Genomic DNA, 17,551 nt, shown 5'->3' with positions numbered 1-17,551 from the left:
TTACGGTAATATGACAGTTAGGTCAAATAAATTCGTGTAATTCGCGATAAATTCGTGAAAATTAGTGTATTAAATAAATCTTAAAATCACATGCTGAGCAAAAAGAGAATTTTACTGGCAGAGGACGAAGAACACCTGCTGGAAGCTATAAAACTTAACCTCGAACTGGAGGGATATAAAGTATCCACCGCCAATAATGGCAAAAAGGCGCTTCAGCGTTTTAAGGAAGAACGTTTTAACCTGGTGATACTGGACGTGATGATGCCCGAAGTAGACGGTTTCGTGGTTGCTGAAACTATCAGGCTGGAAAACTCGGAAGTGCCGATTATGTTCCTGACCGCAAAGAACACCAACGAGGACAAGATAGCCGGCCTGAAGAAAGGCGCTGATGACTACCTGACCAAACCCTTTAATCTGGAAGAACTGATCCTTCGCGTTAATAACCTGGTAAAAAGAAGCCTGAAAGGGGAAGATCTGAAGGAATTCAACAGCTATAAAATTGGCGACAAAACTATCCATTTCAACTCATTTGAATTGGTTAACGGCGATGGCTCCATTACCCCGCTGACCAAAAAAGAAACCATGCTGCTAAAGCTGCTGATAGAACGCCGTAACGAAGCGGTATCGCGCGAGCAGATACTTGAAACGGTATGGAATTACGACGTTTACCCATCCACCCGTACTATCGACAACTTTATCCTTACTTTCCGTAAATATTTCGAACCAGATCCCAAAAATCCGGTTTATTTCCATTCTATCCGGGGCGTGGGGTATAAGTTTACCGATAGCCACTAAGCATGTTCAGTAACAAGGCGCGTATATTTGTGTTGACGGTTTTTGCCGGGATGATGGTATTTTTCGTCTACAAACAGGTTGTCGAACTGGCTGCGGCCTGCCTGCTGCTGGTTGTATTGGTTATTGTTGAGTACTTTAAACAGGGCACGCTGGTGCTGGCCGCAAAACATTATCATGATAAGGATTATGATGGCGCCGAAGCTTTGTTAAAGCAGATAAAAAAGCCCGAATGGCTTATGGATAAACGCCGCGGTATTTACGAATACATGCTGGGAAATATTAACCTGTACAAGCAGGATTATGAGGAAGCAGCGTTGCATTACGACCTGGCATCGAAATTTCCCCTGCGGTCGGTGAATGACCATGTGGCCGCGTTGGTGCATGCAGCCAATATCAATATCAGGCTAGGACGTTACGAAAAGGCAGAAGTTTACCTGGCCGATGCCGAAAAGCACGAAGAGAAGACGACAGCCAAAATGAAGGCGGTAATAGAGAAAGTAAAACAGGAATTAAAAAAACATTAACATTGTAGAGACGCATGATTATGCGTCTCTTAATAAAATACATCACAGACACGCATGATTATGCGTCTCTGAATAAAATACATCATAGACACGCGAAGTATCGCGTTTCTGCATATTATGAGAGATTCATTACTGATAAAAGCCGCATTTTCGGAGCCAACAGAGCGCCCGCCGGTATGGATGATGCGCCAGGCAGGCCGTTTTATGAAGGAGTACTGGGATATAAAGAATAGATATTCCTTCCTGGAAATGTGCAAAACTCCCGAACTTGCAGCGGATGTTACCATGCTGCCGGTCGATCTTTTAGGAATTGACGCTGCTATTTTGTTTTCGGATATCCTGGTGACAGGCGAAGCGATGGGCGGCGAGCTTAGCTTCGCGAACGGTATCGGGCCAAAATTTGCAAACCCGGTGCGTACGAGCGCAGATGTAGACAAACTGGATACGAAAGTTGTACATAAACTGCAATACGTTGCCGATGCCATAAAAGTGATACAACAGCGCCTGAACGGCAGCATTCCGCTCATTGGTTTTGCAGGAGCGCCATTTACGGTAATGAGCTACCTGGTTGAGGGCGGGTCGTCAAAAGACTTCAAGCTGACCAAACTGCTGATGCACAACAAGCCGGAACTGGCGCATCGGCTATTGTCAAAAATTGCTAAAGTAACCGCCGACTACCTGAACATGCAGATAGCTGCCGGTGTAAATGCCGTACAGCTATTTGATAGTTGGGCGCAAGCGCTGGCGTGGGACGACTACAGGGAATTTTCGCACAAATACATTGCGGAGATCATCAGCAAGCTGAACCGGAAAGACGTGCCGGTAATTTCATTTTGCAAAGGCAGTTCGGTATTTGCGCCGCTGATGGCAGAAGCCCAGCCAGATGTGGTCTCTATCGACTGGAATGTTGATTTATTGGACATAAAGCATCGGTTACCGAAAGGCATAGCCGTACAGGGTAACCTTGATCCGCATATTTTGTATGCTGATAAGAAGGTGATAAAAGACCGGATCTATCGACTTTTCGACCGTATGAAGGGCGAAAACGGCTTTGTATTTAACCTGGGTCATGGCATTATGCCGGATATCCCGTTTGACCATGTGAAATATGCGGTTGATATGATAAAAGAGTACCGGAATTAATGGGAGCTGCGTATCCATATATTTTAGCCATACACATCATATTTGTGGTCTGCTGGTTTGCGGGGCTGTTTTATATTGTGCGGCTGTTCATCTATCATACCGAGGCGCAGGAAAAGCCTGAACCGGAGAAAACTATTCTTTCCAAACAATTTGAGGTGATGGAGCGCAGGTTGTGGAATGCTATTACGGTGCCTTCCATGATACTTACCGTCGCTGCTGGCATTACCATGCTTTGGCTGGTGCCGGCCTGGCTGCAACAACCCTGGATGCACCTTAAACTTGGCTTTGTGGTTGGCTTGCTGATTTACCATTTTATCTGCCAGAATATCGTTAAACAAATGCGTAATGGGGTGTACAAATGGAGCTCGACCCAATTGCGGCTTTGGAACGAGGTTGCTACCATATTGTTATTCGCTATCGTTTTCCTGGCGGTGGTTAAGGATGGCATCAGCTGGATCTATGGCACGGTGGGCATCGTGCTGTTCTCGATGATCATTATGCTCTGTGTGAAGGTTTATAAGTATTACAGACTGAAGAAATGATTCGGTTATAAGGGGGCCATTTCGGTGAGCCTCTAAAAGAAGTGATGAGGTAGCGGGGAGAAACCTAATATATCCCCATTATATAACGTATAAGATTTCTCCTCGTATCTCGTCGAAATGACATGGCGTGGAAAGGTTATTTTATTTCCGCAATCGCCAGTACCACACTCGTCCTTCCTTCGCGCACCTCCGGGTTGATACCCACCGTCATCAGGAAATCGCCGCTATAAACGCCTTCCTTTATGCCCGACCTTGTTCCAGGGTATAGATTGATCTCTTTAACGCTATATTTTTTACCGGCATCGAGGCCTTTTAATTTGATAGGTGCGAAGGTTCCTTTATGGTAGCGGTTATTGACGAGGTAGTTGAACATAATGCCTTTGGATTTCGCTGCATCCATGTACATAACGGACGCTGCGTCGTTATCCCACGGACTTTGCAGGCGGTACTGGTCGCCGTGCCATATCGCTTCGGAGAAATCTCTGTAATTTTTAATGGCCTGCTGGCAAAAAGCCAGTTGGTCGGGCGAAAGCTTGCTCACAACTATGTCGAAGCCCAATTTGCCCATCATCGCCACATCGACCCGGAATTTAATGGGTTCCTTGCCCCAGTCGGTCACGTGGTTTGAACTGGCAAGAGCGGGGTATAAATACGAATATTCCCATTGGATAAACACCCGTTCAATAGGTTCGGTATCGTCGCTTGGCCAGTATTCGGTAAAGTATTTCAATGCGCCATAATCGACCCTGCCTCCACCGCCCGAGCAAAGCATCATGGGCACTTTGGGATATTTGGCCCGCAGCTTCTCCAAAACGCTGTATAAGCCTTTCACATAATCGACATAAAAGTTGGATTGGTCTTTTTCATAAGCCGAATAGGCATTGTACATCACTGCGTTACAGTCCCATTTGATATAGGCAAGGTCGGGGTTTTTGGTGAATAAGCCATCAACGATGCCGAATACAAATTCCTGCACTTTGGGATTGCTCAGGTCGAGTACAAACTGGTTGCGCATGGTATATTCATCACGTTTGGGCTGCCTAACTACCCAGTCGGGATGCTTTTCATATAGTTCGCTTTTAGGATTCACCATTTCAGGCTCGACCCAGATACCAAATTTAACGCCGTCATCCTTCGCCTCCTTTACCAGGTGGGCAATGCCATTGGGTAATTTGGCTTTGTTCACCTGCCAGTCGCCAAGGCCGGCATGATCGTCGTTACGCGGGTATTTATTGCCGAACCAGCCATCGTCAAGTAAAAACAGGTCGACGCCAAGTTTCTTCGTGTCTTTTAATAAGCCGGAAAGCTTGGGTTCGTTAAAATCAAAATAAGTTGACTCCCAATTATTCAGCAAGGTAAGCCGTGGCCCCATCCCGTCGACGATCTGGTATTTCCTGGCCCAGGTATGCAGGTTCCGGCTGGCCTCGCCTGCGCCATGATGCGAGAGGGTATAGACCAGTTTTGGTGTCTCAAAAGGTGTATTTGGTTTAAGGCTGTAATCGGACGCATAGTTGTTGATACCCGCCAGTAATTTTAAATTATTGGTTGGGTCCATCTCAAAATCTATCCGGTAATTGCCGCTCCATTCCAGGTTGGCTACAAGGACATCGCCGTCATCTTCCGATGAGGGCTTATCCAGCGAGATCATAAATGACGGCGGCTGAAAATAATCAGCTCGTGCGCCAAGCTTACTGTCCAGGGTTTTAATTCCATGGGTCAACTGCGATTCTTCAGGCTTCATCTCTTCGGCCCAGCCACCGAAATATTGTTTAAGCCAATAACTTTTTGCCCGGATGAGCAAATTGGCCGAAGCATATTTATTGAGTATGATATTGCCCTTTTCGTGGTTTTCGATAACGCTCCATTGTTCTATCACATTTTCAGTATTGTACAATTTATAAAAAAGCGTTACGTCAATATCATAAACAGGATCCTTTAACTTTACCTGTACTAAAGATACATCATCGCTGATCTTATCGAGCGTATGGCTGACATACACCAGGTCGATGGTTTTGTTACCGTCAGCATTGGTAACGGCAATAGCTGGCTCGAAAAGATTGCGGGTGGTAGTGGTGTAGGCAGAATTGAAAACTCCATTGCCATCGAGTGGAAAAAAATGGGTGGTATTTTGGTATTCGTTCTTATCGGACAGTTTTTTTCCGAAGTAAATAATATCAAGATGCTTGTCGCTGGTCACCTGTAAAACGATGGCATTGTCCTTAGTTTCTATAGGGATAAATGTTTCCTGCGCCTTTGTTTTTAATGTACAGGTGACAATTATAAATGTGGCAACAGCGGTGCCAATGCGGTATAAATGGTTTTTCATTTGGTTTATTTGGGAGATGCTAATCTAATAAAATATGTCTTATTACCGCCTATAAATAACACCGTCCTTCATCACAAACTTTACCTGTTTAACGGTACTGATATCTTCATCCGGCTTACCTTGTACGGCTACCAGGTCGCCAAGAAAACCGGGTTTGATATTTCCAAGTTGTTTTAAATTAAAGACGCCAGCATTTACCGAGGTGGCCGATCGCAGCACATCTATCGGCTTCATCCCATATTCAGCCATCAGGATCATTTCGCGGGCATTATCGCCATGCGGAAAAACACCAACGTCGCCCCCCATGCATATCGTAACGCCTGCTTTTAAAGCCATGCTGAATATGTCATGTTTGCGCTTTACAGCTTCATTGTCCGCACCGCTGTCTTTCTTCCATCCGTGGTAATAGCTTTCTATGGCTTCGGTGGCAGCAAGCGTAGGGCAAAGCGCTATCCCTTTATCCTTCATCATTTTGAAAAGTTCGGGCGTACCGCCATCGCCATGCTCGATAGTGGTTACTCCGGCTACAATGGCGCGCCGCATACCTTCTTCGGTACTGGAATGCACCGCCACCATCCTGCCTGTACTTTTAGCCACCTCAACAGCTTTCTTCAATTCATCTTCGGTGAAAGTGGGCGCCGCTGTGCCGCCGAGCCCCCAGCGGTAATCGGCATAAATTTTAACCACATCGGCGCCATGCCCTATCTGCGAGCGGATGACGCGCGTTATGCCCTCTGTGCCGTCGGCTTCTTCGGCTCCCTGGATAAAGGTATTGTCGTTTAAGCTTTTTGGGCCGTAGCTTCCTGTCGCCACGATAGCGCGGGTTGCCACCAGCATCCGCGGCCCCGGTACTATGCCTTTCATAATGGCTGTTTTCAAACCAACATCATCATAACCTGCACCCTCGGTGCCCAGGTCGCGCACCGTCGTTAAGCCGGCCATCAGGGTTTCTTTGGCGTGTACAATCGCTCTGGCAGTGCGTTCGGCACGACTTTCGGTCAGCACCTGGTCGTTCCAGCTTGTTTCGTTGTAGGGATGAAGGAACAGGTGCGAATGCCCTTCGATCATTCCGGGCATCAGCGTCATTCCTTTCAGTTCGATAATTTTGGCATCAGATGGCGCATGAATAGTTGCGGGTTCGCCCACGGCTTCGATATGTTTTCCTCTCACTAATACCCACCAGCCTGCATGCATTTGCTGCCCGTCGAAAACACGGTCGGGTTTCAACAGAATAGAAGTGTCGATGGCTTTAAAATTGGCCGAGGCGAAAAAAGCGCAAAATGTTAAAATGACAAGCAGATATAGTTTTTTCATTGGTTGGTAACAGAGGAAAGGCAAATTAAAAAAATAATCTGAAAGTGACCACGGGTACATTTGCGCCAGGGACAATAATGGATACCGGCCTCGTGCCTAATGCCTTGCAGGCGTATGAATGAATGGCCCGCCCGGGCGCCCGGATATTTAAGATGAAAGGATAAAGGCGAAAGGTAAAAGGTTTGTAGCTCTGCCTTGCACCCTGTAATCTTCAAATCCCGCCTATCTTAAGCCAGACACAAATGCTTTGTGACAATCTTCATCCACTAAATTCAAAAATATTTTATAACCCGTGCAACCATTCACTATCCATTTTCATCTTACCTTTAAATGATGTTTTTGGAACATAAATACACAATTGAAGAACTGTTAATAAAATGCAAAGCCGGCGAACGAAAAGCCCAGGAGTTGCTTTACAAACAGTTCGCCTCCAAAATGATGGGGGTGTGCTTAAGATATGCTATCGACAGGATGGAGGCCGAAGATATGCTGCAGAACGGTTTTATCCGCGTGTTTCAAAAGATCAACGATTACCGGGGCGACGGTTCGTTTGAAGGCTGGGTACGCAGGATTATGGTGCACAGCTCGATAGAATACTACCGCAAACACCACAAAATGATGCAGGTGGTGGACGTGGATGACGTAGGCGAAGAGCAATCAGTTAACCCTGTAGCAGTAGCAAACCTGGATGCGAAGGACCTGATGCTGCTGATACAAAAGCTTTCGCCGGGATACAGGATGGTTTTTAACCTGTATGCTATTGAAGGGTATTCGCATAAAGAAATTGCCGGGATAATGGGCATTACAGAGGGTGCCTCGAAATCGCAATTATCACGGGCGAGAACAATATTAAAGGAACAAATTGTTAACAGGGAAGGAAATAAATATGGCTATGCAGGATAACGAATTTGATGATATATTCCGGTCGAAACTGGAAGGCTTTGAGGCCGAACCATCCGAAAGGGTATGGATGGGTGTTGACGAAGAGCTGCACCCGGTAACCCGCAAAAAGATCTGGCTGCCTGTACTTCGCATTGCGGCAAGTGTGATCATCCTCATCACCGCAGGGTTGCTGTTTATCCCGCGGCACGTTAAGGTCGATCGGCCTAAAAATAATAAAAATGGTATTGCAAAGGTACCGGTGAAACAAACCCCCGCAACCGGAACAACAACTGAGCCTGCTGCTAAGCAACCGGAAATTGTAAAGCAGCCGGAACCGGTAAGACAACCTGCGCAGCAACCGGAGGTTAACCGCATGGCCCATGTGAATACTAAAAAGGAAAAAGTAGCACCGGTTATTGCAAATCAACCCCAACCGGTTGAAGTGAAGCAAACACCGGAAGTAGTAAAAGAGCAGGACAAGGAATTGCTGGCTATAGTGAACACAACGGATATTAAAAATGCAGTTGTGCCGGATAAATCAACCGAGTTGACCATAAAAACACTGCCGGCAGATAATACCCCGCAGGTAACCAAACCGCAGCAGGCCATAGCGCAGGCGCCGGTTGGTAAACAGCCCGCAAAACAGGTGAAAAGACATGGCATACACAGCTTTGGCGACCTGGTGAACCTTGTGGTGGCCAAGGTGGACAAACGCAAAGATAAGGCTATAGAGTTTAGCGATTCGGATGATGACGAGTCGATGATAACGGCGGTAAATATAGGCCCGGTAAAGGTGAAGGCAGAGGAGAGGGCGGAGAAATAAGTAATGTGCAGATGTGCGGATATCCGGATGTGCAGATGCTAAAATGGGACTTAAGGTGAGGCGTAAATGCCCAATGACTAATGACCAATAAAATCACAAATAATACTAATACACGATTGATATGAAACGTTTACTAATTACCGCGATGATATGCGCGGCTGCAACAACTTTGTTTGCACAGGATACCAAAACCGACTCGGTGAAGTCGTCAGCAGATACGTCAAATAACGGGGATATACATATCGGTTATCACGATGATGACGATAATAGCATGCCCTGGAGACATCACAGGCATCATGATGAACACAGCTATCCCAAAGCTTCTATCGGCCTCACTTTCTCCCGGTTCGACCTGGGGCTGACCACCCTGATCGATAACGGCAGCTTTACACTGTCGCCGCAGAACCAGTTTTTGAACTACCGGTCGTGGAAGAGCAGCAATGTAGGTTTCGATGTGTTCCAGATGGGGGTGAGGATGAGCGACGGCTTTAAGATATACCTGTCCGGCGGATTCGACTGGACACTGATACGCCTGCGCCAGGATATTACCATCCTGCCCAATCAGCCCGTGCTTACCTACCGGACAGACAGTATCCACTACAGCAAGAACCGCTTTTCGTCCAGCTACCTGCGTATACCGCTGTCGTTTGATTTCCGCACCAGAGAGGACGACCGTGGTAACCGCTTCCACTTCGTCATCGGGCCCGAAGCAGGAATATTGCTAAACGGCCGCGTAAAACAGATCAGTGCGGAACATGGCAAGCAGAAAATTGACGACGACTACCACTTTGCCAAGGTTCGGTACGGCGGTTTTGTGCGCATGGGCTACGCAGGCTGGGGCGTGTTTGCCAAATACTATGCGAACGATATGTTTGAGAACAGCCCCGACCAAAAAGGATTGAAGAACTTCTCATTCGGTCTGACGTTTGGGTTCTGATTTTGAGTCCGAAAGACCGCACAAGTCCGGAAGTCCGCAAGATGGGTTTCCGGACTTTTTTGTTTCAACCAAAATTGGCTTTCGGACTTACACGGACTTCCGGACTTCCCGACTTTCAGCTATATTTGAAGAATGTCCACACCTTTCTTGCAGGCAAAATCCATCACCAAAACATACCCCGGCGGCGGGGGCGTTAAAAATACTGATCTCGATATTCAGCCGGGGCAGGTTACGGCCATTATCGGCGCAAGCGGCAGCGGCAAAAGTACCCTGCTCCGTTTGCTTTACGGGCTGCTGTCGCCCGACGAAGGCGAAGTACAATTCAGGGGCGAACGCATCTGGGGACCGGAGGAAAAACTAATACCCGGTCATGATGCCATGAAGATGGTGACCCAGGAAGAAGGCGAACTGAACCTGTTTGCCAAAGTGCGCGACAATATATCCGTACTGCTGCCCAACACCAATGTAAAAGCCAAGCAGGAGAAAACCGAAAAGGTGCTAAAACAGCTGAACATGCTGGCCCTGGCCGACAAGCGCATTGCCGACCTGAGCGGCGGCGAAAAGCAGCGTGTTGCCATAGCCCGCGCCCTGGTTACCGAACCCGAAGTGCTGCTGCTCGACGAACCCTTTAACCAGGTGGATACCTCGTTCCGCGACGGGCTGCAGGAGGATATACGGCAGGTGGTGAAGGATACGGGCCTCACGGTCGTCATGGTATCGCACGACCCGGCCGAAGTGCTTTCCATGGCCGATACGCTGGTGGTTTTTAAGGACGGCGAAATACTGGAGGCCGGTAACCCGCAAAAGATATATAACGATCCCGGGTACCTGTACACCGCGCGCCTGCTGGCCCGCTGCAATGTGCTTACAGCTGCCGAAGCCGCTATTTGCGGCATTAAAGCCAAAAAGACACATGTGATGCTTTACCCCGAATGGGTGGAGGCCACCACCAGTTGGCGCAACCGCCGCTGGGTGGTTAAACAGGTGCTTTTCAAAGGTTTTTACGAGGAACTGCTGCTCGAAAACAAGGGCGTAACCCTGCGCATCCTGAACGGCCAGGCCGGCAAGTACGGCGAAGGCAGCAAAATAGCGCTGAAGGTGGTGCGGTATCTGGAGTATTGAGGGAGGTCGGATGTCAGAGATCGGAGTAGCGTGCCGATAGCTATCGGGAGCGTATAAGTCCCAAAGTTGGAGCGGCCCGCCCACACCGTCATGGCGAGGAACGCAGCCATCTCTGCACATGCTAATCAACGAACCCTGATTTCCTTAAATGGGCGTTGCCGCCGATAGCTATCAGTATGCCACGGCATTCAAAAAATGAGGGTTAACATGGTTAACACAATTTTATCTGCTTATGTAGTTAAATAATTGACTATCAATAGTTTAGTAAATTTTAACCGCAAAACGTGTAAACCATGATATCCGGGACCATCTGCCGAAACACGAAGTGTTACCGGTAACGCCGTCCCGCTGCGTTTTGCAATGGTAAACACCAGGTTATCAGCGCTGTAAGCTATACACTAATGCCTGTCTTAGTGTAACACTTGCTACGCCAGTGTATAACTGCGCTGCCAGGGTATTGATATACAGCGTTTTAGCGAAAGCCCATAACAGGACTTTTAAGGCAACATAAAGCCGGTAATTGCAGCTTAAAAACACCGGAAAATGAGTTAAAACAAATTGCTGCCGTTTTTGCGCGTTAAACAGGCTTCGTGTTTTGGAGTTTGTGCAGTTTAAAAAGCGCCAACGTCCGCGCGTGGTACACAATTCCGCAGATCACGTTTATTCGTTCGCTGCGCGGAAGCGCCAGGTACCATTGCGTACGTAGGTAGTTGGAAACAACCGTAACGCCTTATAAATCTGTAAGATCTGGCCTAAAGGGAACTTCTTCTAGGCGACTCGATGTATGATGCGTAAAGATATTCCTTGTACTCTTTCATCTCGTTGTCATTGGGATTAACATATAGTGCGTAGTTAATTTTACCAATCAGATGCCCTATATAATTTGATCTAAAGTTTTTAGTTTTTATTAAATGATCGGTTAGCCCGTATTTTTTTAAATAATAGATTTCTTGTCTGATTTGCTTACGTTGATCTTTTGGAATTTGAATTATTTTATTTACAACAATTCCAGTTACGATTTGCCTTTGATCAGGCTTCAAAATTTTTGTCTTTTCTTTATTAAGATTCAACTTTATCAGTATGAGTTCATTTTTTACGAAATTAATAAGTTCATTTTCGTCGAAAGTTCCTGAAAAGGTCAAATCGTCAGCGTATCTGGTATATCGAATTTTTTTCTGCAAGCAGTAACCTGCAATATTATCATCGAATTCTCGTAAATATAAATTTGAAAGGTATGGACTTGTAGGAGCACCCTGAGGTAGTATTTCGTCACAACAACAAAGTTTACTTAGTAAGTTTGAAACGTTTGAGGAATAGCCGAGAGCTTTAAATATATTTTCAACATACGTTCTTCGTATAGAAGGGAAAAAATTCTCAATATCTAAGCTTACGATTTTATCTTTATTCTTATGAAATCTCACATTTTCTAAAATATTTCTTTTCGGAACGTACGCTTTCGCGAATTTACTGACGGGAATTAAATAAAGAATATTTTCTAATATCCAAATCTGGATTTCTTTCAAGCTAGGCAGAGGTTCTTTTAAATACCTTAATTTATTGGAATTTTTCTTTCTTACCGAAAATGACCGATAGAATGAATTCGTAAATAATGCGGATTTTTTTAAATAACTTTTGTTATAGCCAACTAAGGCGGATAGGTTAGCGGTATTGTAAATTACAGGAAGATTTTTGTCAAGTAAGGGTTTTGCGTATATCAAGCATTTTTGAATGTCATCTTCCGAATATCCCGCTTCATATGCCTTTATCCTAAACCTTTTTTCATAATAGTCATATGTCATACCCTATAAATCATTTATGGGCCTAAGAAAATATCTTAGACCCATCTGAACAAAGCGTGGAACATGAGACAAATAGTCGGAAGGCAGCCCGTAGGGGGGAGACTTTTGGATTATGTTCCACGCAACAGCTTGAAAACTTATTCATATACAGCGGGGTGACTCACCCGACCAAGTCCTAGCAAACTAGGAATGTTTTCTAGAATGATAATTCATTCTTATTTGGTAAAAATATAAAATCCTTATCTATTTTAACAATTTTATTTTTTATGTCTGGTCTTATCCAATCGTCTTTTTTTTGGATGTTTTTATTTGAAACAATGAATTCATTTTTAACGACTATATCGTCAGATGGAAAATACAGATTAGACAATTTCATTATCAAAGTATTCAAATCCTCAGTGTACAATATAGCCTTATGATAATTGCTAAATTGCAAAATAGAAGAATCTGCAGAAAGAAATTCATTTTCTATGAGGGTTCTTAAACTATTGTTTATTTCATATTTATAAAACACTTCTGGTTTTTTATTCAACTCGTCAACACGTTGATTAAAATATTCAAAATATGAAATAATTGTTCTTTCCGGGAAATTATTGTATAGGGTCTTGATCCTTTTAAAATTTTCAGGATAAATGAATCGAATCCGACTTTCGATTGGAAAATAAACAAGTAATCCAATGTTAAGTACTTCACCTAATACAATGGAGTGCCGATATTGCAATAAACTATATGTATATGTCTTCTTCATAAAATAGTGTTCAACAGTGTATTAGAAAAATGTTTTGAATTTCCCTTTAATTCTCTAATATATTCAAATAATAACTCTGTTGCTCCAACATCAATATCATTTGCCTGTAATTTATCAATTAAGCGTTTTAGTTCCCCAAGATTAATCGACCTTAGATATTCCTGAAAGGTATCAAAAAGAATTTCTTTGTTGCCTTTATAGGCACGCAATAAGTTAAAAAAAAGGTGATTTGTAAAAGGGTAGATTAGTCTTTTTTCATTTATTGCTTTTAGAATCTGATCAAGCGTTTTTCTACTTTCTGAATCAATAAAAGAAAAGGTAAGCTCATGATCAATCAACATAGCATCGCCATTGTAAATCATCAAATTTGGCTTTTTTCGAAATCCCCAGCGGTCAATATTGAGTATAAAGCAATCAAAGGCGTAAATCATTGCTGTTTCTTCTATTGAAATAAGACCTCGCATTTGTTCATTAACCAATGAAGCATTTAGCAGCTCACTAGCAAATGTATTACCATCAAATTTCTGTTTTAGTATATATTGTTCTCTTCGGCTTAATGTTCGTAAGAATGTCGTCTCATTTAAATTTATAATTCCAGCAGTTGGTACAAATAAATCAAAATCATTTGCAAGGGCATTGCAAATAAACTCTTTAGCTATACCGGGGTGCTGTTTAGCCTGAGACGGGGAAAACAATTTAACGACATAAGGTTTTTCAATAGGCACATTTTCATCGTCGATAATTGCAAAGACTTTCCAGGGCTTGGTCGATCCGCCAAGGTCTATTAAACTATCGTATCTAGTTGGTATAAGATTCTTCAATTTGGTGCGATGACAATTATTTATTCAAAGATAAATGTTTGGAAGGTTGTGAGACGACATAGTAACATTTCTCCCGCTACCGCAACAGTGTCTGAATAGAAAGCCCGCCGATAGCATTTGGGAGGGAAGAATTTTTGATTCCCCCCGCCACCGCAAGCCTCGCGGCTTGTGGTCACCATGCTCAGTAGCTGAATTACTTTGTTTAGGTTATCAAACCAGCATCCTGCCAATCTTTTGATCCTACGAATCCTGGTTCAGACAAAAGCGCACGCACCCGGCGCACACCCACCCCTGCCGCCGCAAAGCCAGCCGCACCCCATCCGGGGAGGGGAATTTTTGATTCTGTACGCTTGCCGTAGTTCCCCCCCCTCCTGGCGCGAGTATGCAGCGTTAGCCCGAGCGTGGCGTACTCGTGACCAATATTTATGCACGATCTCTTATTGTACCATAGGCTCAAATAACGCAGGGCTCCGGTTAGGGAACCCTGCGCTTATTAAATCACACTTATTAAACCGGTTTTTTTATTATCCTTTCTGATAGCGCTCCATTTCGGTTATTTCGCCGTCTTCCTCGCGTATCAGGATCAGCAATTTTGGAGTTTCAACGTTGATCACCCAAATATTCCGGTCGTCCTGGTGCACGTTAATAGCGGTGGTTATTTTGCCGTCCGAATAGCTTGAGGTTACCTTGTCGCTGATAGCTTTGGGCAAGCCTGTTTTATCGCCGTAGCTGATATGGTAAACCAATTGCCCCTTATTGTGGTACAGGGCATGGTTTTTTTGATCTTTCGATACAAATTTCACCAGATATTCCCTGTTTATCCTGAACCAGCGCGGGCCCACGGCTTCCTTAAACTGCTGCTTAAAGGCATCGCTCACTTTTTTTGCCACTACCGATTTGGCCGTAATATAAACGGTTGGCAAGGTATCGGTACGGGTAACCTGCGCAAACGCGCCTGCCGAAACGCTCAGCAGCACTATTGCCATGCTTAGCATCATTGACTTTCTTTTCATGATCTGATTTTTTAAGTAACTGGCTATGAACAGTAAAGCTCCGCCGATTTGGCCCGGATACCTATGACCTGCGGCACGCCAAATAATGATAGTCGTCACATGAGCGGAGCCGCGGAAGTATGTGTCGGTATGGAAGTCGGATCGGGAGACTTAGTTTTAAAATAATTACCTACCTTACAGCCTGTAAACTAAATCGCAATGGATTCTTCGATAGAGAAAGGCTATAAAAATGTCAGCTGGCTGTTTGTCGCTATTTTCGGCATTGTAGTGCTGGGCTTTTTCAAAACCTATTTCGGGCTCTTCCCGAGTTTTAATAACGTTACCGCTATCCAGCATATACACGGCCTGCTGTTCAGCACCTGGTTTGTGCTGCTGTTTGTGCAGCCCCTGCTCATCCGGTACGGCAAATACAGGGCGCATCGCATCATCGGCAGGTTTACCTATGTGTTGGTTCCCTGTATCATCGTTTCTATCCATTTCATCGCCCGCGAGGCGTACCTGAACGCGGTGGCTGCGCATAAACCCCGTCCGGACATCCTCGCCGGAACGTATTTTCAGGTTTACCAGATATTCGATTTCGCGGTGCTGTACCTGCTGGCCATCATCAACAAGCACCGCACCCCGTACCACATGCGGTACATGATAGCCACCTCGCTGGCCATCGTGGGCGCGGGGATGCGCAGGGTTTTCGTACACGTATTGCACATGGAGTCAGAAGCATTGCTGCTTGGCTTTTTAATACCCGACCTGGCCCTCGTCGGCCTCATCGTTTACGACTGGGTGAAAGGGAACAACGCCCGCGCCTATATCATCGCGTTCATCATCCTGGCAGTATCGCACTACAGCATTTATTTTCTGCCCCATACCGCCCTGTGGCAATCGGTAGCCGGGTATTTTGTGCGGTTTTTTTAGGGGGGAAGTCCGCGCAAGTCCGGAAGTTTTTGATACTCGGTTTAATAATCTATGTCATTTCGAACGAGCGCAGCGAGGAGAAATCTTATACAAGCGGACGGCGGACTTGTATAGCATACGCCTGTTTAGGGTAATTCGCAAAAGATCTGAAATGCCCTCTTTATGCGCAGCAAAGAGAGGGCCGACCAGCGTAGCGTCGTCGGGGTGAGTCAATGGAGCGCGTTCATTATCGCCATTTTTCTTTAACGTAATGACACTGGCTTAAGGCCATGAAGGCGTTCCTGATAGTTATCAGAATAGTTGGCGGTAAATACGCACCCCACACCATGCTTCCCCTTAAATCAACTCAGCGCAAACTCCACTTTAGTATACCCCCAACTTTTTTATTCAGTATTTACTACTATTCACTATTCACCATTCACTACTCACTACTCACCACTCACCATTCACTCCCCTCATCATCCCCCTGTCACAAATAACCGCAGGGGGTAATAAAACAAACTTTCCGTGGTTTTATACGTATGTATGTATCAGTACATTACCAATGGAAACAATATTTACAACTGCAGGCGCTGGGGTGCCTTACAGGATAATACCCGAGATACAGGTAAACCCGGATAGCCGGGGCCTGCTTAGCTACATATACAATATTTACAATGGCGCCGGCGTTGGTGCGAATGACGATGACAACGGTGGCGGCAAACCTTACCGGGGCCAGCCGAACGACATGAATTATATGGGATACGTAACGATTGAGGAGCCGGGGAATATTTTTGTATATACCACCAACGGCCGCACCAAGGTGCCTGCCGCACAAATTAACGAGCTGATAGAGGTGATATGCCACTACCGGCAAAACCATTACTTAGAATCTTTTTAATGAAACGCTTACCAAACCTCAAAAAGAAGGCAGCAGGCCTTAGAGAGGATATCAGGAAAATATTATTGGATAACTATCGTTTTGACGAGTCGCTGAGCAACCGGCTGAACCAGGTGGCGCGTGTGGCCAAACTGCGGGAAGAACTTTCGCTGATTGAACGCGAGATACGCGAGCTGGAAGTGGGCGGCTATACCGCAACCGACAGGCAGGCTACTACGGGTGTGCGTCTTTCGGCCGACAAGGCCTGGCAACCCTTCGGCGGAGATTCGACCCGGCTGAGCAACCAGTTTAAGCCGACGGGGAAGTAAGTTGGCAGGGCGGCGAAACCCACCCCTGACAACCACAAAGGCTAACGCGCCCCCTCCCGAGAGGGGAATTAATTGTGGCATCCCGTCAGCGCTCTGTGTTTCGGCCAAAAATAAAACAGAACATGAGGGATAGTGCGGCTGTAAAGGCATTAAATCAGAGCCATGCAGGGTAATGAAGCCGCAAGGTAGCCCGGGCGAAGATTTCCGGCCTTAGGTTCTGTTTTATCGTGCGGATCAGGCCCGTGCGGCAAAGAAACCATTAGCGCTGACTTGATCTTTGGTTACTTTCCATCTAAGGGAAAGTAACTAGCCCCCGCGGCAATGAGCGGGGGTGAATTCATCATTTAAACGAAACTCTGTTTTGACTGATGGTGTGCGTTGGAAATCGGGGGATAAGCATGGCGGCGAAACCCGCCCCTGGCAACCACACAGGCTAACGCGCCCGTCCCGAGAGGGGAATTAATTGTGGCATCCCGTCAGCGCTCTGTGTTTCGGCCAAAAATAAAACAGAACATGAGGGTTAGTGCGGCTGTAAAGGCATTAAATCAGAGCCATGCAGGGTAATAAAGCTGCAAGGTAGCCCGGGCGAAGATTTCCGGCCTTAGGTTCTGTTTTATTGTGCGGATAAGGCCCGTGCGGCAAAGAAACCATTAGCGCTGACA

General features: G+C 45.7%; 17 protein-coding genes. 11 read left to right on the top strand and 6 right to left on the bottom strand.

Going from position 1 to position 17,551, the window contains the following annotated elements:
• The first annotated feature begins 90 nt into the window (after nt 1-90).
• The 4 genes from VL525_RS19070 to hemJ all read left to right on the top strand — a co-directional run bounded on the left by VL525_RS19070 (nt 91) and on the right by hemJ (nt 3,004).
• Nucleotides 91-795, top strand: coding sequence for a response regulator transcription factor (locus VL525_RS19070; protein ID WP_147031598.1), 705 nt, complete (start codon nt 91-93; stop codon nt 793-795).
• Nucleotides 796-797: 2 nt separating this feature from the next.
• Complete coding sequence (locus tag VL525_RS19065; protein WP_325388621.1) at nt 798-1,319, top strand: hypothetical protein; 522 nt, start codon at nt 798-800, stop codon at nt 1,317-1,319.
• A gap of 117 nt (nt 1,320-1,436) precedes the next feature.
• Entirely contained in the window at nt 1,437-2,462 is a 1,026-nt protein-coding gene (gene hemE / locus VL525_RS19060; protein WP_325388620.1) for a uroporphyrinogen decarboxylase, read from the top strand.
• Nucleotides 2,462-3,004, top strand: coding sequence for a protoporphyrinogen oxidase HemJ (gene hemJ / locus VL525_RS19055; protein ID WP_325388619.1), 543 nt, complete (start codon nt 2,462-2,464; stop codon nt 3,002-3,004). The genes hemE and hemJ overlap by 1 nt, the downstream gene beginning before the upstream one ends.
• Before the next feature lie 136 nt (nt 3,005-3,140).
• Here the strand turns inward: hemJ and VL525_RS19050 are convergent, their stop codons facing one another.
• Nucleotides 3,141-5,330 carry an alpha-galactosidase gene (locus VL525_RS19050; protein ID WP_325388618.1) on the bottom strand — a complete coding sequence of 730 codons (2,190 nt, stop codon included), beginning with the start codon at nt 5,328-5,330 and terminating at the stop codon, nt 3,141-3,143.
• Nucleotides 5,331-5,372: 42 nt separating this feature from the next.
• Nucleotides 5,373-6,644 carry a metal-dependent hydrolase family protein gene (locus tag VL525_RS19045; protein ID WP_325388617.1) on the bottom strand — a complete coding sequence of 424 codons (1,272 nt, stop codon included), beginning with the start codon at nt 6,642-6,644 and terminating at the stop codon, nt 5,373-5,375.
• Between the two features lie 333 nt (nt 6,645-6,977).
• On the opposite strand from VL525_RS19045, the gene VL525_RS19040 reads away from it, so the two are divergent.
• From VL525_RS19040 to VL525_RS19025, 4 genes are all read left to right on the top strand, one after another.
• Nucleotides 6,978-7,547: a sigma-70 family RNA polymerase sigma factor gene (locus tag VL525_RS19040; RefSeq protein WP_325389031.1), complete on the top strand. Its 570-nt coding sequence runs from the start codon at nt 6,978-6,980 to the stop codon at nt 7,545-7,547.
• Nucleotides 7,537-8,349, top strand: a complete 813-nt coding sequence (locus VL525_RS19035) for a hypothetical protein (RefSeq protein ID WP_325388616.1) — start codon at nt 7,537-7,539, stop codon at nt 8,347-8,349. The genes VL525_RS19040 and VL525_RS19035 overlap by 11 nt, the downstream gene beginning before the upstream one ends.
• 121 nt (nt 8,350-8,470) lie before the next feature.
• Entirely contained in the window at nt 8,471-9,286 is an 816-nt protein-coding gene (locus tag VL525_RS19030; RefSeq protein ID WP_325388615.1) for an outer membrane beta-barrel protein, read from the top strand.
• Between the two features lie 132 nt (nt 9,287-9,418).
• Nucleotides 9,419-10,408, top strand: a complete 990-nt coding sequence (locus VL525_RS19025; RefSeq protein ID WP_325388614.1) for an ABC transporter ATP-binding protein — start codon at nt 9,419-9,421, stop codon at nt 10,406-10,408.
• 752 nt (nt 10,409-11,160) lie between these two features.
• Here VL525_RS19025 and VL525_RS19020 read toward each other — a convergent pair.
• The 4 genes from VL525_RS19020 to VL525_RS19005 form a co-directional block, all read right to left on the bottom strand.
• Nucleotides 11,161-12,207 carry a reverse transcriptase family protein gene (locus VL525_RS19020; protein WP_325388613.1) on the bottom strand — a complete coding sequence of 349 codons (1,047 nt, stop codon included), beginning with the start codon at nt 12,205-12,207 and terminating at the stop codon, nt 11,161-11,163.
• A gap of 196 nt (nt 12,208-12,403) precedes the next feature.
• Nucleotides 12,404-12,955, bottom strand: coding sequence for a DUF3037 domain-containing protein (locus VL525_RS19015; RefSeq protein WP_325388612.1), 552 nt, complete (start codon nt 12,953-12,955; stop codon nt 12,404-12,406).
• Entirely contained in the window at nt 12,952-13,776 is an 825-nt protein-coding gene (locus VL525_RS19010; RefSeq protein ID WP_325388611.1) for a HipA family kinase, read from the bottom strand. The genes VL525_RS19015 and VL525_RS19010 overlap by 4 nt, the downstream gene beginning before the upstream one ends.
• Before the next feature lie 524 nt (nt 13,777-14,300).
• Nucleotides 14,301-14,789, bottom strand: coding sequence for a hypothetical protein (locus VL525_RS19005; protein ID WP_325388610.1), 489 nt, complete (start codon nt 14,787-14,789; stop codon nt 14,301-14,303).
• Between the two features lie 198 nt (nt 14,790-14,987).
• Between VL525_RS19005 and VL525_RS19000 the strand changes: the two genes are divergently transcribed.
• The 3 genes from VL525_RS19000 to VL525_RS18990 all read left to right on the top strand — a co-directional run bounded on the left by VL525_RS19000 (nt 14,988) and on the right by VL525_RS18990 (nt 16,889).
• The gene (locus VL525_RS19000; RefSeq protein WP_325388609.1) at nt 14,988-15,701 is read left to right on the top strand and encodes a hypothetical protein; all 714 of its coding nucleotides are present in this window, start codon (nt 14,988-14,990) and stop codon (nt 15,699-15,701) included.
• A 544-nt stretch (nt 15,702-16,245) separates the two neighbouring features.
• A complete protein-coding gene (locus VL525_RS18995; protein ID WP_325388608.1) occupies nt 16,246-16,581 on the top strand; it encodes a hypothetical protein in 336 nt (111 codons plus the stop codon).
• Nucleotides 16,581-16,889 (top strand): hypothetical protein, encoded by a 309-nt coding sequence (locus VL525_RS18990; protein ID WP_325388607.1) that lies wholly within the window; start codon nt 16,581-16,583, stop codon nt 16,887-16,889. The genes VL525_RS18995 and VL525_RS18990 overlap by 1 nt, the downstream gene beginning before the upstream one ends.
• Nucleotides 16,890-17,551 lie beyond the last annotated feature (662 nt).

It is taken from the genome of Mucilaginibacter sp., assembly GCF_035492695.1.
Classification (GTDB): Bacteria; Bacteroidota; Bacteroidia; order Sphingobacteriales; family Sphingobacteriaceae; genus Mucilaginibacter.
This window is presented reverse-complemented; position numbering and strand designations above follow the sequence as displayed.

Excerpts from the sequence above, each read along its gene's own strand:
- VL525_RS19070 (WP_147031598.1), top strand. The coding sequence starts at position 91 with ATGCTGAGCAAAAAGAGAATTTTACTGGCAGAGGACGAAGAACACCTG.
- VL525_RS19065 (WP_325388621.1), top strand. The coding sequence starts at position 798 with ATGTTCAGTAACAAGGCGCGTATATTTGTGTTGACGGTTTTTGCCGGG.
- hemE (WP_325388620.1), top strand. The coding sequence starts at position 1,437 with ATGAGAGATTCATTACTGATAAAAGCCGCATTTTCGGAGCCAACAGAG.
- hemJ (WP_325388619.1), top strand. The coding sequence starts at position 2,462 with ATGGGAGCTGCGTATCCATATATTTTAGCCATACACATCATATTTGTG.
- VL525_RS19050 (WP_325388618.1), bottom strand. The coding sequence starts at position 5,330 with ATGAAAAACCATTTATACCGCATTGGCACCGCTGTTGCCACATTTATA.
- VL525_RS19045 (WP_325388617.1), bottom strand. The coding sequence starts at position 6,644 with ATGAAAAAACTATATCTGCTTGTCATTTTAACATTTTGCGCTTTTTTC.
- VL525_RS19040 (WP_325389031.1), top strand. The coding sequence starts at position 6,978 with ATGTTTTTGGAACATAAATACACAATTGAAGAACTGTTAATAAAATGC.
- VL525_RS19035 (WP_325388616.1), top strand. The coding sequence starts at position 7,537 with ATGCAGGATAACGAATTTGATGATATATTCCGGTCGAAACTGGAAGGC.
- VL525_RS19030 (WP_325388615.1), top strand. The coding sequence starts at position 8,471 with ATGAAACGTTTACTAATTACCGCGATGATATGCGCGGCTGCAACAACT.
- VL525_RS19025 (WP_325388614.1), top strand. The coding sequence starts at position 9,419 with ATGTCCACACCTTTCTTGCAGGCAAAATCCATCACCAAAACATACCCC.
- VL525_RS19020 (WP_325388613.1), bottom strand. The coding sequence starts at position 12,207 with ATGACATATGACTATTATGAAAAAAGGTTTAGGATAAAGGCATATGAA.
- VL525_RS19015 (WP_325388612.1), bottom strand. The coding sequence starts at position 12,955 with ATGAAGAAGACATATACATATAGTTTATTGCAATATCGGCACTCCATT.
- VL525_RS19005 (WP_325388610.1), bottom strand. The coding sequence starts at position 14,789 with ATGAAAAGAAAGTCAATGATGCTAAGCATGGCAATAGTGCTGCTGAGC.
- VL525_RS19000 (WP_325388609.1), top strand. The coding sequence starts at position 14,988 with ATGGATTCTTCGATAGAGAAAGGCTATAAAAATGTCAGCTGGCTGTTT.
- VL525_RS18995 (WP_325388608.1), top strand. The coding sequence starts at position 16,246 with ATGGAAACAATATTTACAACTGCAGGCGCTGGGGTGCCTTACAGGATA.
- VL525_RS18990 (WP_325388607.1), top strand. The coding sequence starts at position 16,581 with ATGAAACGCTTACCAAACCTCAAAAAGAAGGCAGCAGGCCTTAGAGAG.